Source organism: Gordonia sp. DT101 (genome assembly GCF_049844895.1).
GTDB lineage: Bacteria > Actinomycetota > Actinomycetes > Mycobacteriales > Mycobacteriaceae > Gordonia.
Genome location: NZ_JBNCLX010000001.1, coordinates 673,534 through 689,437 on the forward strand (window position 1 = coordinate 673,534; position 15,904 = coordinate 689,437).

The following is a 15,904-nucleotide window of genomic DNA, read 5'->3' on the forward strand; positions in this document are numbered from 1 at the left end:
CGGTCGACCGATCCGGATCACCCGCGCAGGCACCGAGACAATGTGCGCGCACTCATGTCGGGCGATGCCGCCCGACCTGGCCACCACACAGTCACCGACCACGGTTTGCCCGGTCCACCCGGACCCTTTCTCCGCAAGCCGCTCGATCCCACTGTGGTGCCTTTCGTGCGTGCGGGAAAATGCAGAAAGGCATACAACCTCACATGAGCGATTCCATCGCGACACAGACGAACCACACCGCGCCGACCAGCGGCACGGACGACGACGTGAAGACCACCATCGTCGACGAGACCCACACTTCCCCCACGTTCGCCGAACTCGGCGTCGACGAACGGATCGTCGCGGCCCTGGCCGAGGACGGCAAGACGCACACCTTCGCGATCCAGGAGCTGACCCTCCCACTCGCCCTGAGCGGCGACGACCTGATCGGACAAGCCCGCACGGGCATGGGCAAGACCTTCGGCTTCGGCGTTCCGCTGATCCACCGCCTCGCACACGCCGAGGAATCGGGCCTGCGCGCCCTCGACAACACGCCGCGCGCGCTGATCATCGTGCCGACCCGCGAGTTGTGCCTGCAGGTCACCGGTGACCTCGAGGTCGCCGCGCCCAAACTCGACGTCACCCTGGCCGACGGCACCAACCGGCCGCTGAAGATCACCTCGATCTATGGCGGTCGGCCCTACGAGTCGCAGATCGCCGAACTCAAGTCCGGCGTCGACGTGGTCGTGGGCACACCGGGCCGATTGCTCGATCTGGCCCAGCAGGGCCACCTGATCCTGGGCAAGGTGTCGATCCTCGTCCTCGACGAGGCCGACGAGATGCTCGACCTCGGCTTCCTCCCCGACATCGAGCGGATCATGTCGGCACTGCCCACACCGCGGCAGACGATGCTCTTCTCGGCGACCATGCCCGGCCCGATCGTCACCCTCGCCCGGACGTTCCTGCATCGACCGACGCACATCCGCGCCGAGCACGCGAACGATTCGGCCATCCACGAACGCACGACCCAACACGTCTACCGCGCCCACGCACTGGACAAGGCAGAGCTCGTCGCTCGCATCCTGCAGGCCGAAGGCCGTGGCGCCACAATGATTTTCACGCGAACCAAGCGCACCGCACAGAAGGTCGCCGACGACCTGGGCGAACGCGGGTTCTCGGTCGGCGCCGTCCACGGCGATCTCGGTCAGGTGGCACGAGAGAAGGCGCTCAAGCGATTCCGCAACGGCGACATCGATGTCCTCGTCGCCACCGACGTCGCGGCCCGCGGCATCGACATCGACGACGTCACCCACGTCATCAACTACCAGTGCCCCGAAGACGACAAGACCTACGTGCACCGTATCGGCCGCACCGGTCGCGCGGGCCGCACCGGCATCGCGATCACCTTCGTCGACTGGGACGAGATGCACCGCTGGGAACTGATCAACTCGGCCCTCGGCCTCGACATGGCCGACCCCGTGGAGACCTACTCCACCTCCGAACACCTGCGGTCGGAACTCGGAATCCCCGAATCGGCCACCGGACGGATCGCCGCGCCGAAGACGAGCTCGGACGACGACGCGAAGTCGGAGCGGCGTCCGCGGTCGGAGCGCCCCAAGTCGAATCGGACTCGTCGGCGCACCCGCGCCGGCCGCTCCTCGACCGCCGACGGCTCGCAGGCCGGTTCCGAGAAGTCCGCGAGCACGGCCCCGGCCACGTCGGCCGCCGACAACACCGATGCCTCCGCCGACGAGACCGGCGACAAGCCACGTCGACGTCGCCGCCGTGGCGGTGCCAAGCGCGGCGGTTCCTCGTCGAACGGACAGCACACCGAGGAGACGCCGGCCGCCTCGGCCGCCGAGTGATCCCGGCCTAGTCACTTCCCAGCGCGGCGACCGGAGGGTGCGTGGTACGAATCCGACCTGAGCGACGAACACCGGTCGACCTCGTCGTCAGCGCTGCCATCGTGGTGATCCTGCTCGTCGCAGGGCTGTTGGTGTGGGCCCACAGCGCGGTGCGTCACACCGACAGCATCCAGGCCGCGGCGTCGGTGCCCGACGTCGCCCCGGCCACTGCCGTACCGGCAGGATTCACGCCACTCTGGCGCGCACGGTCGACCGTCACCCACACCCCCGCGATCGCGCGGTCACTGGTGGTGACCGCCGACGGCGGGTCGGTGACAGGTCGGGATCCCGCCACCGGTCACGAGGTCTGGCACTACCGGCGCGATCTCGCCCTGTGCGCCGTACTCGCGGCCTGGCCGTCGAGCAACAACGAGGTGCTGGCCGCCTATCGGAACTCCCGTGGATGCGGCGAGATCACGGCTCTCGACGGTTCGTCCGGGCAGCGCGAAGGTGCCCGCAGCTCAGACGCCGACGACCGCGTACAGCTGGTGTCGGACTCGGGTTATGTTGTGTCCCAAGGCTCGACACGGCTCGAGACCTGGGGGTCGAATCTCGTCCGCGGCATCGAGTACGGGCGTGTCGACGCGCCAGTCAAACCGGACGTGCAGCCCGGCCGGACCGGATGCCGACTCATGTCGGCGACGACCGGAGGCGACCGCGTCGCGGTCATCGAACACTGCGGAGACGAACCCGGCTATCGGCTGACCGTCCTCGGAGCGGTGCTGAACAAGGACGAGGAGGTCCAGCAGTACGGGTCGTCGCTGATCACCGACGGCACATCCGGGCCTGCTCCGGTCGCGATCGCCATGAGCAGTTCCGGGATCGCGGTCTACGACGGCGGCGGCAATCGTCCCGCGCCGGCGTCGAATGACGCACCGGCGGGACCGGTCGCCCCCGCGGTGCGGCAGTTCACCACCGACGGCGTGCCCACCGTGGTGAACACGGTTGCCGGTGCCCCCGCTCCACCCGACGACGTCGTGCCCGTCACCAACGGCGGGCTGACCTCCTATTTCACCGGCGGTACCACCGTCGTGCTCGACGCCCAGAACGTGCGTCCGATCTACCAGGTGCCGGGCGCCATCGGCACCGGCGACGTGATGGCCGGTCAGCTCCTGCTGCCGACCGCGACGGGGATCAGCGTGCGCGACGCGGCCACCGGCCGCGAGGTGCGATCGATCCCGGTCCGGCGCGACGGATACACCCGCGGTCCGATCAGCCTTCGAGTACTGGGTTCCACCGTGATCGAACAGTGGGGATCGACCGTCGCGGCCTACGGACCGGCGTAGCGTCGGCCCCGAAACCCGCGGCCGACGCCGTCGCGGCGATTCCCTCGAGGACGGAGCTGGTGGCCCGACCGCGGCCTCAGGCGGAGGTGCGGACCGGCTCGCCGGCGTCCCAGTATTTCCACAGATTCTCGGCGAGTTCACGATACGCGTTCGCGCCCTTGTTCTTTCGGCCACGCATCACCGAAGTTCCAGACGCCGATGCCTCCGCGAACCGCACGGTGCGGGGAATCGGCGGTTCCAGCACCGGGAGGTCGTAGCGGTCCGAGACATCGGACAACACGTCACGACTGTGAGTGGTCCGCGCGTCGAACAGCGTGGCCACCGCTCCGAGCATCGTCAGGCCCGGGTTGGTGATCTGCTGCACCTCGGTGACGGTCCGCAGGAGTTGTCCCACGCCGCGATGGGCCAGCATCTCACACTGGAGTGGCACCACCACCTCATCCGCGGCGGTCAGCCCGTTGAGGGTGAGCACCCCCAACGACGGTGGGCAGTCGATGAGGACGACGTCGTAGTCCTCGGCCACCTCGGCGAGCGCCCGTTTGAGTGCGTACTCGCGGCCCGGTCGCATCAGCAGCAACGCCTCCGCACCGGCCAGATCGATCGTGGCCGGCAACAGGGTCACGTTGTCGTCGGTGTCGAGGAGCACGTCGGCGATCTCCTCCTCGCCGAGCAGCACATCGTGCACCGACGACTCGAGCTGATCGGGGTCGTGTCCCAATGAAAAGGTAAGGCAGCCTTGGGGATCGAGGTCGACCACGAGGACGGAGACGTCGAGGTCGGCGAGAGCCGCCCCGAGCGAAGCCACCGTCGTCGTCTTGGCCACCCCACCCTTTTGGTTCGCGATGGCGAGCATACGGGTCATGGCACAACTGTACGACCGATCACCGCCGCCGTCGGGGTTAACGCCGGGGCGGGGCGAGGAATCGCCATCGGCGGCGCGCGAAGTTCAGCGCTTGCGCGCCCGGGAACCCTCGTCGGGCGGGCCGTCGGGCCCGTACTCCCCCACCAGCCAGTGCGTCGACGACGGACTGAAGATGAGAACCAGTACGGCCAGCGCCGCGACGGCCAGCGGAATACCGAGCCACGGCTGATGGCTGTCGGTGAGCAGTGCGTAGGCGACGGGCAGCAGCAGGATCTGGGCGACGACGGCGATCGCGCGCCCCCAGCGCCGCCCGGTCAGCAGGGCGATCCCGCCGATCATCACGCCCACGCCGATGATGCCGAACCACGCTGCCGTCCCGTAGCCGCTGATCGCGGCTTCCCGGTGACCGCCTGCCTCGCGAATCGCCAGGACGACGGCCACGATGACCGCGATCGCACCCTCCAGCGCGGTGACCGCCCCGGCCACCCGGATCGTTGTCGGCGCCTGGTCGGAATGGGTCTGTTCATCCGGCTCCCGATGCTGGTCGTCGCCTGCATCGGCGTTGCCGCCCCGCTTCGTGCTCACCCGTCCAGCCTATGGGTGAGGACTCGTGCGGCGCCGCTCGCCCCCGCACGGGAAGCCGGCCGGGACGGCCGCCGCACCCGCACCGACGACGGGCGGATGTACGTCACACCTGCACACCCAATATCGTGGGGTCTCGTGCGCGTCATGCTCATCGTCAATCCATTCGCCACGGCCACCAGTCCGGCCGGCCGCGATGCGCTGGCGCACACCCTCGGCTCCCGGTTCGCCCTCGACGTCGAACACACCACGCACCGTGGACACGCAGGTGAACTGGCGCAACGTGCGGTCGTCGAGGGCGTCGACGTCGTCATCGTGCACGGCGGAGACGGATCGGTGAACGAGGCCGTGAACGGAATCTTGGGGGCACCGGGCGCCACCGATCCCACCCGCCGGCTCCCGAGCATCGGGGTGATCCCCGGCGGCAGCGCCAATGTGTTCGCCCGCACCTTGGGCATGCGCTCGGACCCGCTGGCAGCCACCGCGCAGATCATCGACCTCCTCGAAGCCGGTCGGTGCAGGCGGATCGGCCTGGGTCACACGCAGGACCGCTGGTTCCTGTTCAACACAGGCATGGGTATGGACGCCGTGGTGGTGCACGCCATGGAGGACAAGCGCCATGCGGGCAAGGCCGCGACTCCTTCCCGGTATCTGTGGACGACCGTCGCGTCCTTTGTCCGCCATGCCGCCAGCCGCGCGTCGTTCACCGTCGAGATCCCCGACCACGAACCGATCACCGGCGTCCGATTTGGATTCGTCAGTAACACCAGCCCGTGGACCTACTTCGGCGACTACGAGATCCGGACCAACCCGACGACCGGATTCGACACCCGCCTCGGCCTGTTCGCGGCGACCTCGACATCGGTGGCGCGGAATCTGCCCCTCGCCGCGCGGCTGCTCACGCACCGCAAGCCGAAGGCTCGGCATCTCCATCGCGACGACGACGTGGCGTGGGTGCGGTTCCGGGCCGACGAGCCGATCGACGTCCAGATGGACGGTGACTACATCGGGGCCCATCAGTCCATCGACTTCGGCTATCGCCCGGAGGCCCTCGCGGTGGTCGCACCCGACGACGAGACCATCAACACGACGGCGAGCACAGCGTAGGGAACCGCGGCCACGGCGAACGACGTCGTGGGCGCCAGCCACACCGATCCGGCCGCCCACGCACCGAAGGCGGCGATCGCGACCGTCTCCTCTCCCACTCCGACCACCGAGGTGATGGTGGCGCGGGCGCCCGTCGGGATGCGGTGCTGCATCATCGCATCCGCCATCACCAACGCCCAGCCGAAGACGCCGAATGCGAAGGCGACCAAGATGATTCCGACCGGATGACCGGAGATGGCGCCGAGCCCCAGAGCGATTGCACCGGCGAGCAGCCAGGGCGCCAGACGACGGGGCCGGAAGTCGGTGACGTCGGTGCGTGATGCCGCATGGCCACCCGCGATGTCCCCGACGGCCACCACCACCATGAGCATCGAGACGCCGGTGGCCGCCGCCGAGCCCGACCACATGGCGTCCGACCACATGGCGTCTGCCAGCAGTGGCAGATATTCGTCGAGAGCCGCCACCCAGGTCAGCGCGATCAGCAGGACGACGACGCGACGCAGTAGACGGTCGCCGCGTAGGCCGGCGAACGCTTCGCCGACGACGATGCGCCACCCCGCCGCGGTTCCACCGCACTCGGGGTCGGCCTCGTCGTGGTCGGCCTCGCGGCGTGGCGGCGCATCCTCGGGCAACATCGCCGACGCGACCGAGCAGACGATGCAGGAGGCGACGCCGGCCGCCCCCACGGCCGCGTAACCGCCCCAGGCGGTCAGTGGGATGGCCGCGGCGGTCCCGAGCAGGACTCCGGTCGCCCCCATCGCCCGGACCCGACCGGCCAGGGCTGCGTACTGCAGTGCCTGCCCCCGAGCCGCGAGGGTGTCATAGAGCAGTGCCTGCAGCGAGCCCGAGCGCAGCGCGGTACCCGCGGCCCACAGCACGAAACCGGCCGCGAAGGCCCCGAACGACGGCCACCAGGTCCACAAGGCGAAGCCCGCCCCGCTGGACAACGGCCCGGTCACCAGGAGCGCTCGGCGTGGTACGCGATCGGCCAGAATCCCGGTCGGGATCTCGAACAGGAAAGAGCATGCCGACCACAGGATGAACAGAGAGGAGATCGAGGCCGCCGACAACCCTGCCCCCGGTACCGTTGGGTCGGCGAATATCACCGCATAGAGCGGATAGAGCGGGTTGGCGTCTTCGGCCAGAGCGGCCACAGAAGCGGCCGCCCTCAGTCGATGTGATGAAGATCAACATCGTCGTCGTGGCATGGCTCACAGAATACTGTGGGTGACGCCAATGCCACCAGTGATCCGTGACGACGACCTGGGAAATCAGGCGAATTCCCCGTGAAGAACGGGTAGACTAGTCCATCGGTGCGCAACGAGTGCAAGCACCCCCAGGAAATCGGGGTGGTCGCCACAGTGATATTGCACACGTGTTAACGGAACACCATTGACTTCGCCTGGATTCGTGAAAGTATTCACAAGCAACAGTGCGGAAACATTTGGTGGGTCCGCGTGAATTAGCGGTTACAGCCACAACAAACCAGACATGGGAGTTGTCGAGTGGTGCGCAAAACGCACCTGAAGGAGAAGGAATGGACTGGCGTCACAACGCAATCTGTCGCGACGAAGATCCGGAACTGTTCTTCCCAGTGGGAACCAGTGGCCCGGCCATCGCGCAGATCGCTGATGCGAAGCTCGTCTGCGCCCGGTGCCCCGTCACGGCCGAATGCCTTTCGTGGGCCCTGGAATCCGGCCAGGATGCAGGCGTCTGGGGAGGCATGAGCGAAGATGAGCGGCGTGCGCTCAAGCGGCGCACCGCACGAACCCGGACACGCAGCAGCGTCTGAGGCATGACCCCGAGCCGCGCGAGCGGCCATGAAAGAAACCCGGCCGCGGCCGGGTTTCTTTCGTTGTGCGGAGATCTGCCGGCGGCCTGACGTGCTGAGCGAACAGGGTTTCCGTGCCTGTTTTGTCGTAACCCGAACCGCTACCGGACAATTCGGCTCGGCGAACCTGCGATCGGTTGTCGCGCACGGCTAACGCAACGGGATGACGATGTTGACCTCGGTGCCCCAGCCCATCGGGTTCGGGCCCATCGTGAGGGTTCCGCCCAATTCGATCGACACCAGGGTCTGCACGATCTGCAATCCGAGTCGGTCGGACGTCGCCACCTCGAATCCCTCAGGAAGTCCGGAACCGTTGTCACGCACCGAGATCCGCAATTCTCGGACATCTCGGTCGGCGACCACCTCGATCTCGCTGTCAGCAGTCGATCCGGTGAATCCGTGCTCGATGGCGTTCTGGATCAACTCGGTCAGCACCATCACCAGCGGCATCGCCAGTTCGGCGGTGAGCACGCCGAGTCGATCGCGGTGGGTCACCCGCACCGTGGCATCCCCGGACGCGACGTCCACCAGGATGGGGACCAGCCGATCGACCACCTCGTCGAGATCGACCTCCTCGTCGACGCTGCCCGAGAGCAGTTCGTGGACCAGCGCGATCGACGCCACCCGGCGGACCGCCTCGGTGAGAGCGCCGCGGGCCTCGGGATTGGTGGTGCGGCGGGCCTGTAGTCGCAGCAGCGCGGAGACCGACTGCAGATTGTTCTTGACCCGGTGATGGATCTCCCGGATGGTGGCGTCCTTGCTGATCAGTGCCAGGTCGCGCCGCTTCACCTCGGTGACGTCACGGATCAGGACCACCGCCCCGGTACTGGCACCGCGGGGGCGCAGCGGAACGGTCCTGAGCAATGCCGTCGCGCGCCGCGCGTCCGCTTCCATCCGCATCCCGACCTCCCGGTAGGGTCCGGTCGGCGGAGCGCTGGTGCCGACCGCCTCGTCGATCATCACCGCGACGTCCTCGGATTCGAACGGGTCGGTCAGCAACGACGCGGCCACCTCGGACAGGCGGGTGTGGGTGAGCTCGGCGGTCCACCCCATCCGGTGGAACGCGGACAACGCGTTGGGACTTGCGTAGACCACCATGCCGTTCTCGTCCACCCGGACGAACCCGTCGCCCGCACGCGGGGTGGACAGGCCTCGCGGATTGCCCTCCAGTTGCGGGAACGAGCCGTCAGCGACCATCTGACACAAGTCGTTGGCCGAATCCTGATAGGCGAGCTCCAGCGGCGACGGCAGGCGCGGATGGGTCAGATCGATGGCACGGGTCAGCACGGCGATCACACCGTCGGCGTCGGTGAATCCGACCGGCACCGCCTCACGCCTGATCGCCACCGCACCCAGCCACTTCGGATCCTCGTCGCGCAACACCCGGTCGGCGGAGAACGCACGTTCGAGCTGCCGGTTGACCGTGGGATCCGCGATACGACCCACCTCGTCGCTCGGGAAGACCGTCGAGGCCGTGTTGGGGCGGCACTGGGCCACCGTGACGATGTCGCCGTTCTCGGTGCGCACCGACATCAGGAAGTCGGCGAACGACAGATCGGCGAGCAGCTGCCACTCGGCCACGAGGCGTTGCAGATGCGCTGCCGCCGCGTCCGACAACGTGGTGTGCTCGGCGAGAAGGTCGGCCAGGGTGGACATGACGTGACCGGCTCAGCGGAGCCGCGACCGCAGCGGTGTCGGCGGGGAAGGATTCGGTGCCACCTCGGACGGACTACTCGTAGACCGCGATGGTGTCGCCGGCCTGGATCACATCACCGACCTTGACCTTGACGTCCGCGATCGTGCCGGATTCCTCTGCGAGGACGGGGATCTCCATCTTCATCGACTCGAGCAGGACGAGCGTGTCGCCGACGTCGACCAGTTGACCGGCGGTCGCCCGCACCTCCAGCACGCTTGCCACGATCTCCGCAACGACGTCTTCAGCCATGCACATAACCTAGCCCACTTCCGACGGCCCCATGACGGGTCCCGGCCGCCTCTCGACGGTGTCTCGGCGAGCCGGGCACCGGTCCCCGACGGCCTCGAGGCGAGGCGATTGGGACCGCGGACCCTGGACATGGGAGAATCGAGGACGCACACAGCACGAAGGAGGTCCGTCATGGGTAAGCGCGGACGCAAGAAGCGCGCTCGGAAGAAGAACGCTGCCAACCACGGCAAGCGTCCCAACTCCTGAGTCGAGCACGACTCAGCCGAGTACGAGCACAACATCCGGGCGCCGGCCGACGACATCACGTCGACAGCGCCCACCGAGACATCGAGAGCATCCACACCGGCCTCGCGAGCGAAAGCTCTGGGGCACCGTGGATGCTCTCGACGTTTCTGGGCGTCGAACGCGAGGTCAGTCGGCCGAGCCGCCGGTCTCGCGGACGATGACGGTCTTGCGGATCTCGATCCGCAGGCGGTCACGCAGCCCCTCGGGCGCGTGTTCGCCGCCGCATTTGCGGTTGATCAGGGTCTTGAGCTGCTGCTCGATGCCGTAGTGGGCAAAACAGGACGGGCAGCTGTCAAGATGCCCCTGAAGGCGCGATCGCGCGTCCGAGTCGCACTCGTTGTCCAGCAGCAACCACACATCGGCGATCACCGCCGAGCAGTCGAGCTGCAAGAACTCCGGATCGATGTCGTCGGAGCCCATCCGCGGCTCCTCGGGACGAGGTGTGCCGGTCATCGTGCCGCCCCGCTCTCCGAGGTCTGGGCGGATCGGTTGAATCCACGTTCACGAGCGACGTCGGCGAGCAGTTCGCGCAGTTGACGGCGTCCGCGATGTAAACGCGACATGACGGTGCCGATCGGCGTGTCCATGATCTGGGCGATCTCCTTGTACGGCAGACCCTCCACGTCGGCGTAGTACACCGCCATGCGGAAGTCCTCGGGCAATTCCTGCAACGCCGCCTTGATGTCGTCGTCCGGGAGCGCGTCGAGGGCCTCGATCTCGGCCGACCGCAAGCCGGTCGAGGTGTGTTCGGCAGTGGCGGCGAGCTGCCAGTCGGTGATCTCGTCGGTGGGGTACTGCGCGGGCTGCCGCTGCTTCTTGCGATAGCCGTTGATGTAGGTGTTGGTGAGGATCCGGTACAGCCAGGCCTTCAGGTTGGTGCCCTCGCGGAACGAGGAGAAGGCCGAGAACGCCTTGACGTATGTCTCCTGGACGAGGTCCTCGGCGTCGGCCGGATTGCGCGTCATGCGAAGGGCCGCGCCGTACATCTGGTCGAGCAGCGGCAACGCGTCGCGCTCGAAACGCTCGGTGATGGCCTCGGGCGTCTCGCCCGGATCGGCTCGACGGGGAGCCTGTGACCCGGCACCCGCCGATTTCGACGCCGACCGGGACGCCTTCGCCGGGGCCGGCTCTGCGCGGTCGATGTCCTGGGGCGACTGATCCTGTGAATCGGGTTCGACCACTACGATCCCTTCGGTGACGGCATGCGCGGAACCGATGTCCGCCGGCGTGACCTTGCGGGACGCCGACGCGATCTTTCCGCTGTCGGTCAAGCTTACCGATGCTGTCGCGGTCGCGAGGCCGCGCGGGGCGACGGCCTCGGAGAACCTGTCGTGAACCGCTGGAGTGGGTGCGAGCAAGCCGGTGGTCATCAGGCTGATCGACCTTCCTTCGGAGTCGTGGGTGGTGCAGTGGTCACGGCGACGATACGGCTCTCGCCCTCGTCGCCAACCGTGTCAACAGACGAACCGCGACAAATGTTCCACGGCGACCGATGCGATTGGGTCCCGACCAGGAAGGAGGCGATCGAATGGCCGCGACGCCTGCGGTGATGGTGCTCGAACGCGTCGGCATCGACCACGCCGTACATCGATACCCACACGACCCCCGCGGCGATTCCTACGGTGACGAAGCCGTCGCCGCGCTCGGCGTCCATGCAGAGCAGGTCTTCAAGACTCTGGTCATCGACATCTCGGGTGCGCTCGCGGTGGCGGTCGTTCCGGTGCCGCGACGTCTGTCACTGAAGGCAGCGGCCGCCGCGCTGTCGGAGGCCACCTCCGGCGGGACCAAGGCACGGATGGCCGACGAGAAATCCGTGACCCGCGCGACCGGCTACGTCCTCGGCGGCGTCTCACCGATCGGGCAGCGGACCGTGTTGCCCACCGTGGTGGATCGAACGGCGCTCGACTGGCCCCTGGTCTTCTGCAGCGCCGGGCGACGTGGCCTGGAGGTGTCGCTGGCGCCGGCCGACCTGATCTCCGTCACCGGTGCCGTCGTGGCCGACGTCGCCACCTGAGGCCGCGCGCAGACGCGCACATCGTCGGGGCCGCGTGACAGCATGGAGATCATGTGCGGACGTTATGCGGTGACCACCGACCCGGCGAAGCTCGCCGCGGAGATCGACGCGATCAACGAGGTCCCGGTCCCGTTGGACCCGGGAACCGGCTCCGGTCGTACCGAGGATTCGTCCACCGCCGAACCGGCCGCTGCCGAGTCGAGTACCGACGGGTCGACTGCCGCCGATACGGACACGCCCGCCCGGCGGGCGCCCGGCCCGAACTACAACGTCGCCCCGACCACCACCGTGATGACCGTGGTGAAGCGTCACTCCCCCGACGAACCGGACGACGACCCCGCCCTGCGTATCCGCGCGATGCGCTGGGGTCTGGTACCACCCTGGGCGAAGGAGGTCGGCAAGGGGCCGCTCCTGTTCAATGCGCGCGCGGAGAGTGCGGCCGAGAAGAGCTCGTTCCGGACCTCGGTCAAGTCCAAGCGCTGCCTGGTCCCGATGGACGGCTGGTACGAGTGGAAGAAAGGCCCGTCGGACGCCAAGGGCAAGCCGACGAAGGTGCCGTTCTTCATGTCCCCGCACGACGGCACGCGGCTGTTCATGGCCGGCTTGTGGTCGGTGTGGCGCCCGAAGGGTGCGTCGAAAGACGAGCCTCCGCTGCTGAGTTGTTCGATCCTCACCACCGATGCCGTCGGTCAGCTCCGCGACGTACACGACCGGATGCCAATGATCATGCCGTTCGCGCAGTGGGACCAGTGGCTCGATCCCGACCACACCGCACCCGAGGACTTCTTCGCGCCACCGACCGAGGCGATCGCGGACGCCATCGAGATCCGTGAGGTCGCGCCGCTGGTCAACCGCGTCGCCAACAATGGGCCGGAGCTCCTCGAACCCGCGTGACGCCGACCCAGCTCAGTCGGGAACCAGAACTGCTGCGCCGTCGAATCGTCCGGCCTCGAGGTCGCTCAGCGCGTCGTCGGCTCGTGATAGCGGATAGACGTGCGTGGTGGAGGTGATGCCGTGTCGTGCCGCCAGGCGCAGGAACTCGTGGCCGTCGTCCCGGGTGTTGGCGGTCACCGACCGGATCTCCTTCTCGTAGAACAACTCCCGCTCATAGTTCAATGACGGGACATCGGACAGGTGGATGCCGGCGATGGCGAGGACCCCGCCGCGGTCGAGGGCCCGCATCGCGACCGGGACCAGTTCGCCGACCGGCGCGAAGGTGATCGCCGCATCCAGCGGCTCGGGCGGGCCGTCGGCGGGGTCGCCGGCCGACGCCGCACCCAGGGCGAGCGCGAGCTTCCGCGCAGGTGCTCCCCGCGTCATGACGTGCACGCGTGCGCCCAGAGCGACGGCGAGCTGGGCACACAGGTGAGCGCTCGCACCGAAACCGTAGAGACCGAGTCGCGGCGGCACCGTCAGCGTGGTGCCGTCCGACCCGGCGACCACGCCGGCCCGCTTCAGGGCGCGGTATCCGATGATGCCCGCGCACAGCAGTGGTGCAGCAGCGACGCTGTCGAGGTCGTCCGGGATTCGATAGGCGAAGGCTGCGGGTACCGTCGTGTACTCCGCGTATCCACCGTCGGCATCCCATCCCGTATAGGACGAAGCGGGACAGAGGTTCTCGGCGCCGCGTCGACAGTACGAGCACGTCCCGTCGGTACTGCGCAGCCACGCCACCCCGACGCGGTCGCCGACCGAGAATCCGGCGGTATCCGCACCGAGTGCGACGACCTCCCCGACCACTTCGTGACCGGGCGTGACCTGCTCCCGATGAACGGGGAGATCACCTTCGGCGACATGCAGATCGGTGCGGCACACCCCGCACGCGAGCACCTCGACGACGAGCTCGTCGGCAGCCGGATCGGGTGTCGGCCTCGCCACCCACCGCAAGGGGTGTTGGTCGATCGGCCCCGGTCGGTTCACCACCCACGCGCGCATGTGGTCAGGATAGGACGATCTGGGCCGATACTCAGCTGTAGCGGTAGGCGTCGAGGGGGAAACGCTCCATCCGGCGCAAGGTGCTCAGGGTCGAGTTGGGGCGCAGCAACGCGGCCTCGCCGTGTTGATTGAAGTAGTAGCTGCGCGACGAGGCGCAGTTGCCGTTGTAGAACACCGACGACTGCAGGTTGTCGGTGACCTCCGCGAGGAACGCGTCATTGGCTTCCTCGGTGACCTCGAAGGTGGTTCGGCCGCGACGTCGCAACTCACCGAACAGTCGACGCATGTGCTTCATCTGGCCTTCGATCGTCGTGAAATACGACAGGCCACTGTAGGAATACGGACTGTTGAGCGACAACAGGTTCGGGAACGACGGAATGGTGATCCCCTCGTAGGCCTGAAAACGGTTCTCCCGCCACCACTTCCCGAGATCTTTTCCGTCCCGACCGACGATCTGGAATGCCGGGAAGTTGACGTCCCACAGATTGAAACCGGTGGCGAGCACAAGAGTGTCGACGAGGGTCTTCTCTCCGTCGGCGGTCACGATCCCATCGGGTTCGACGCGCTCGATCGAACTCGTCCGCAACGAGACGTTGGGCTCGTTGAACGTGCGGAGGTACGTGTTGGAGAACGTCGGTCGCTTGCAGCCGAAATCGTAGGACGGCGTCAGCGACCGCCGTGTCGCGCGATCGCGCACCTGAGCGCGCAACTGCGCCTTGGCGATCAGCGCCGCCAGGCGATTACCGGGTTTGGCCTGCTTGAAGTGCAGCACCCCGAACACCATGAGCGCCTCGAGTAGGGACGTGTTGACCGTTCGCGCGATCCGCTGCGTGAACGGGACCCTGGCGAAGATCTTCTGCACACCGGACGGGATCGCGAAATCGAGCTTGGGCACCACCCAGATGGGAGTCCGCTGGAAGACCGTCAACTCATCTGCGCTCTCGGCAATCTCGGGGATGAGTTGCACCGCGGTCGCGCCGGTGCCGATGATCGCGGCACGCTCACCGGCGAACTCGTGGCCGTCCTCCCACGCGGTGGTGTGGATGATGGCGCCCGCGAACGAGTCGATCCCGGGAAAGTCCGGCGTATGGGGCTGGGAGAGGAACCCCGTCGCGGTGACGAGATACCGGCAGGTACGCACGCCGTTTCCAGTGGTCACCCGCCAGACCTGTTCGGCTTCGTCCCATTGCGCCGTCCGCACGACCGTACCGAACTCCATGTGCCGCTTGAGGTCGTATTTGTCCGCGACATGTTCGGCATACCGTTTGAGCTCGACGCCCGGGGCGAACAGTCGTGACCAGTACGGATTGGGCTCGAACGAGTAGCAATAGGTCACCGATGCGATGTCGACCGCGAGGCCCGGGTAGTGGTTGACATGCCACGTTCCACCGAGATCGTCTTCTCGTTCGAGAACCGCGATGTCGTCGATGCCGAGCCGCTTCAGCTCGATTGCCGCACCCATGCCGCCGAACCCCGCACCGACGATCACCACGTCATGGTCTGGCCGCATGTCCCACTCCCGTGTGACGTCAGAGGGACGTCGTCCCCAGAGTTACTGTTACTCGAGACACACTAACCTTCCGCGCGCTCCGTGGCCAGGGCCCACCGGCCCCGTTCCGGCGTTTCCCACGGTTCTCACCGCGCGCCGATCGCTCTGTGAGAAGTTCGTTACCAGGTCCGCCACCAGCCTTGCCTCCGCGGTAATTGCCCGGTAACGCACCTTCACCACCATCGTTGTGCATGAACAAGACACTTCTCGAGCACAGCCTCGCGCTCGTCGATCTCCCCGATGACGGGCTCACCGTTCGCTTCTACGACATCCTTTTCGCCCGCTACCCCGAGGTGGAACCGATGTTCAGCCGGGAGACCCGGCAGCAGGCGGCCATGCTGCGAACCGCGATCGTCTCGGTCGTCGATCACCTGGACGACTCGGCGTGGCTGTCGACGAATCTCGGGGAGCTCGGTCGACGACATGCCGGTATGGGCGTCACGGAGCCCATGTATGCCGCGGTCGCCGAGTGCATGATCGCCGCGATGGCCGAGATCGGCGGCGAACGGTGGACAGCCGAGATGACCGAGGGGTGGGGTGAAGCGCTCACCGCCGTCGCATCGTTGATGCTCGCCGGCTACCCGGCCGAGGACGACGCCACGTCCGGCGCGGCGTGAACCCGCAG

17 protein-coding genes are annotated in these 15,904 nt (G+C 67.4%); 8 read left to right on the forward strand and 9 right to left on the reverse strand.

Features of this window, described 5'->3' with window-relative positions; all coding sequences use genetic code 11:
* The first annotated feature begins 203 nt into the window (after positions 1-203).
* Complete coding sequence (locus tag ACLQ3I_RS03340) at positions 204-1,844, forward strand: DEAD/DEAH box helicase (protein WP_425791056.1); 1,641 nt, start codon at positions 204-206, stop codon at positions 1,842-1,844.
* Positions 1,845-1,885: 41 nt separating this feature from the next.
* Positions 1,886-3,169: a hypothetical protein gene (locus tag ACLQ3I_RS03345; RefSeq protein ID WP_425800104.1), complete on the forward strand. Its 1,284-nt coding sequence runs from the start codon at positions 1,886-1,888 to the stop codon at positions 3,167-3,169.
* A gap of 76 nt (positions 3,170-3,245) precedes the next feature.
* Here ACLQ3I_RS03345 and ACLQ3I_RS03350 read toward each other — a convergent pair whose 3' ends face one another.
* Together ACLQ3I_RS03350 and ACLQ3I_RS03355 are read right to left on the reverse strand one after the other, a co-directional pair.
* Positions 3,246-4,031, reverse strand: coding sequence for a ParA family protein (locus tag ACLQ3I_RS03350; RefSeq protein WP_425791052.1), 786 nt, complete (start codon positions 4,029-4,031; stop codon positions 3,246-3,248).
* 84 nt (positions 4,032-4,115) lie between these two features.
* On the reverse strand, positions 4,116-4,523 hold the full coding sequence (locus ACLQ3I_RS03355) for a hypothetical protein (RefSeq protein ID WP_425792079.1): 408 nt from the start codon (positions 4,521-4,523) through the stop codon (positions 4,116-4,118).
* Positions 4,524-4,751: 228 nt separating this feature from the next.
* Between ACLQ3I_RS03355 and ACLQ3I_RS03360 the strand changes: the two genes are divergently transcribed.
* On the forward strand, positions 4,752-5,720 hold the full coding sequence (locus ACLQ3I_RS03360; RefSeq protein ID WP_425791051.1) for a diacylglycerol/lipid kinase family protein: 969 nt from the start codon (positions 4,752-4,754) through the stop codon (positions 5,718-5,720).
* Here the strand turns inward: ACLQ3I_RS03360 and ACLQ3I_RS03365 are convergent.
* Positions 5,648-6,874 carry an MFS transporter gene (locus ACLQ3I_RS03365; protein WP_425800105.1) on the reverse strand — a complete coding sequence of 409 codons (1,227 nt, stop codon included), beginning with the start codon at positions 6,872-6,874 and terminating at the stop codon, positions 5,648-5,650. The two genes, ACLQ3I_RS03360 and ACLQ3I_RS03365, sit on opposite strands and share 73 nt — an antisense overlap.
* A 383-nt stretch (positions 6,875-7,257) precedes the next feature.
* Between ACLQ3I_RS03365 and ACLQ3I_RS03370 the strand changes: the two genes are divergently transcribed.
* Positions 7,258-7,512 (forward strand): WhiB family transcriptional regulator, encoded by a 255-nt coding sequence (locus ACLQ3I_RS03370; RefSeq protein WP_161062209.1) that lies wholly within the window; start codon positions 7,258-7,260, stop codon positions 7,510-7,512.
* 189 nt (positions 7,513-7,701) lie between these two features.
* Here the strand turns inward: ACLQ3I_RS03370 and ACLQ3I_RS03375 are convergent, their stop codons facing one another.
* Positions 7,702-9,207 carry a sensor histidine kinase gene (locus tag ACLQ3I_RS03375; protein WP_425800106.1) on the reverse strand — a complete coding sequence of 502 codons (1,506 nt, stop codon included), beginning with the start codon at positions 9,205-9,207 and terminating at the stop codon, positions 7,702-7,704.
* 73 nt (positions 9,208-9,280) lie between these two features.
* A complete protein-coding gene (locus tag ACLQ3I_RS03380) occupies positions 9,281-9,496 on the reverse strand; it encodes a biotin/lipoyl-binding carrier protein (protein ID WP_425791044.1) in 216 nt (71 codons plus the stop codon).
* A gap of 171 nt (positions 9,497-9,667) precedes the next feature.
* On the opposite strand from ACLQ3I_RS03380, the gene ACLQ3I_RS03385 reads away from it, so the two are divergent.
* A complete protein-coding gene (locus ACLQ3I_RS03385) occupies positions 9,668-9,742 on the forward strand; it encodes a 50S ribosomal protein bL37 (protein ID WP_370452957.1) in 75 nt (24 codons plus the stop codon).
* Between the two features lie 165 nt (positions 9,743-9,907).
* Here the strand turns inward: ACLQ3I_RS03385 and rsrA are convergent, their stop codons facing one another.
* Positions 9,908-10,201, reverse strand: coding sequence for a mycothiol system anti-sigma-R factor (rsrA, locus tag ACLQ3I_RS03390; RefSeq protein WP_223309103.1), 294 nt, complete (start codon positions 10,199-10,201; stop codon positions 9,908-9,910).
* Between the two features lie 29 nt (positions 10,202-10,230).
* Positions 10,231-11,154 (reverse strand): sigma-70 family RNA polymerase sigma factor, encoded by a 924-nt coding sequence (locus tag ACLQ3I_RS03395; protein ID WP_425792078.1) that lies wholly within the window; start codon positions 11,152-11,154, stop codon positions 10,231-10,233.
* A 155-nt stretch (positions 11,155-11,309) separates the two neighbouring features.
* On the opposite strand from ACLQ3I_RS03395, the gene ACLQ3I_RS03400 reads away from it, so the two are divergent.
* Together ACLQ3I_RS03400 and ACLQ3I_RS03405 are read left to right on the forward strand one after the other, a co-directional pair.
* On the forward strand, positions 11,310-11,795 hold the full coding sequence (locus ACLQ3I_RS03400) for an aminoacyl-tRNA deacylase (RefSeq protein WP_425791042.1): 486 nt from the start codon (positions 11,310-11,312) through the stop codon (positions 11,793-11,795).
* Positions 11,796-11,846: 51 nt separating this feature from the next.
* Positions 11,847-12,689, forward strand: coding sequence for an SOS response-associated peptidase (locus ACLQ3I_RS03405; protein WP_425800107.1), 843 nt, complete (start codon positions 11,847-11,849; stop codon positions 12,687-12,689).
* A 12-nt stretch (positions 12,690-12,701) separates the two neighbouring features.
* Here ACLQ3I_RS03405 and ACLQ3I_RS03410 read toward each other — a convergent pair whose 3' ends face one another.
* Complete coding sequence (locus ACLQ3I_RS03410) at positions 12,702-13,730, reverse strand: zinc-binding alcohol dehydrogenase family protein (protein ID WP_425800108.1); 1,029 nt, start codon at positions 13,728-13,730, stop codon at positions 12,702-12,704.
* A gap of 31 nt (positions 13,731-13,761) precedes the next feature.
* A complete protein-coding gene (locus tag ACLQ3I_RS03415) occupies positions 13,762-15,240 on the reverse strand; it encodes a flavin-containing monooxygenase (protein WP_425800109.1) in 1,479 nt (492 codons plus the stop codon).
* A 230-nt stretch (positions 15,241-15,470) separates the two neighbouring features.
* Here ACLQ3I_RS03415 and ACLQ3I_RS03420 point away from each other — a divergent pair, with 230 nt between their 5' ends.
* On the forward strand, positions 15,471-15,896 hold the full coding sequence (locus tag ACLQ3I_RS03420; RefSeq protein WP_425800110.1) for a globin domain-containing protein: 426 nt from the start codon (positions 15,471-15,473) through the stop codon (positions 15,894-15,896).
* The last annotated feature ends 8 nt before the right edge of the window (positions 15,897-15,904 follow it).

Coding starts and splice junctions, on each gene's coding strand:
- ACLQ3I_RS03410 (WP_425800108.1), bottom strand. CDS start 13,730: ATGCGCGCGTGGGTGGTGAACCGACCGGGGCCGATCGACCAACACCCC.
- ACLQ3I_RS03350 (WP_425791052.1), bottom strand. CDS start 4,031: ATGACCCGTATGCTCGCCATCGCGAACCAAAAGGGTGGGGTGGCCAAG.
- ACLQ3I_RS03380 (WP_425791044.1), bottom strand. CDS start 9,496: ATGGCTGAAGACGTCGTTGCGGAGATCGTGGCAAGCGTGCTGGAGGTG.
- ACLQ3I_RS03415 (WP_425800109.1), bottom strand. CDS start 15,240: ATGCGGCCAGACCATGACGTGGTGATCGTCGGTGCGGGGTTCGGCGGC.
- ACLQ3I_RS03340 (WP_425791056.1), top strand. CDS start 204: ATGAGCGATTCCATCGCGACACAGACGAACCACACCGCGCCGACCAGC.
- ACLQ3I_RS03405 (WP_425800107.1), top strand. CDS start 11,847: ATGTGCGGACGTTATGCGGTGACCACCGACCCGGCGAAGCTCGCCGCG.
- ACLQ3I_RS03420 (WP_425800110.1), top strand. CDS start 15,471: ATGAACAAGACACTTCTCGAGCACAGCCTCGCGCTCGTCGATCTCCCC.
- ACLQ3I_RS03370 (WP_161062209.1), top strand. CDS start 7,258: ATGGACTGGCGTCACAACGCAATCTGTCGCGACGAAGATCCGGAACTG.
- ACLQ3I_RS03400 (WP_425791042.1), top strand. CDS start 11,310: ATGGCCGCGACGCCTGCGGTGATGGTGCTCGAACGCGTCGGCATCGAC.
- ACLQ3I_RS03375 (WP_425800106.1), bottom strand. CDS start 9,207: ATGTCCACCCTGGCCGACCTTCTCGCCGAGCACACCACGTTGTCGGAC.
- rsrA (WP_223309103.1), bottom strand. CDS start 10,201: ATGGGCTCCGACGACATCGATCCGGAGTTCTTGCAGCTCGACTGCTCG.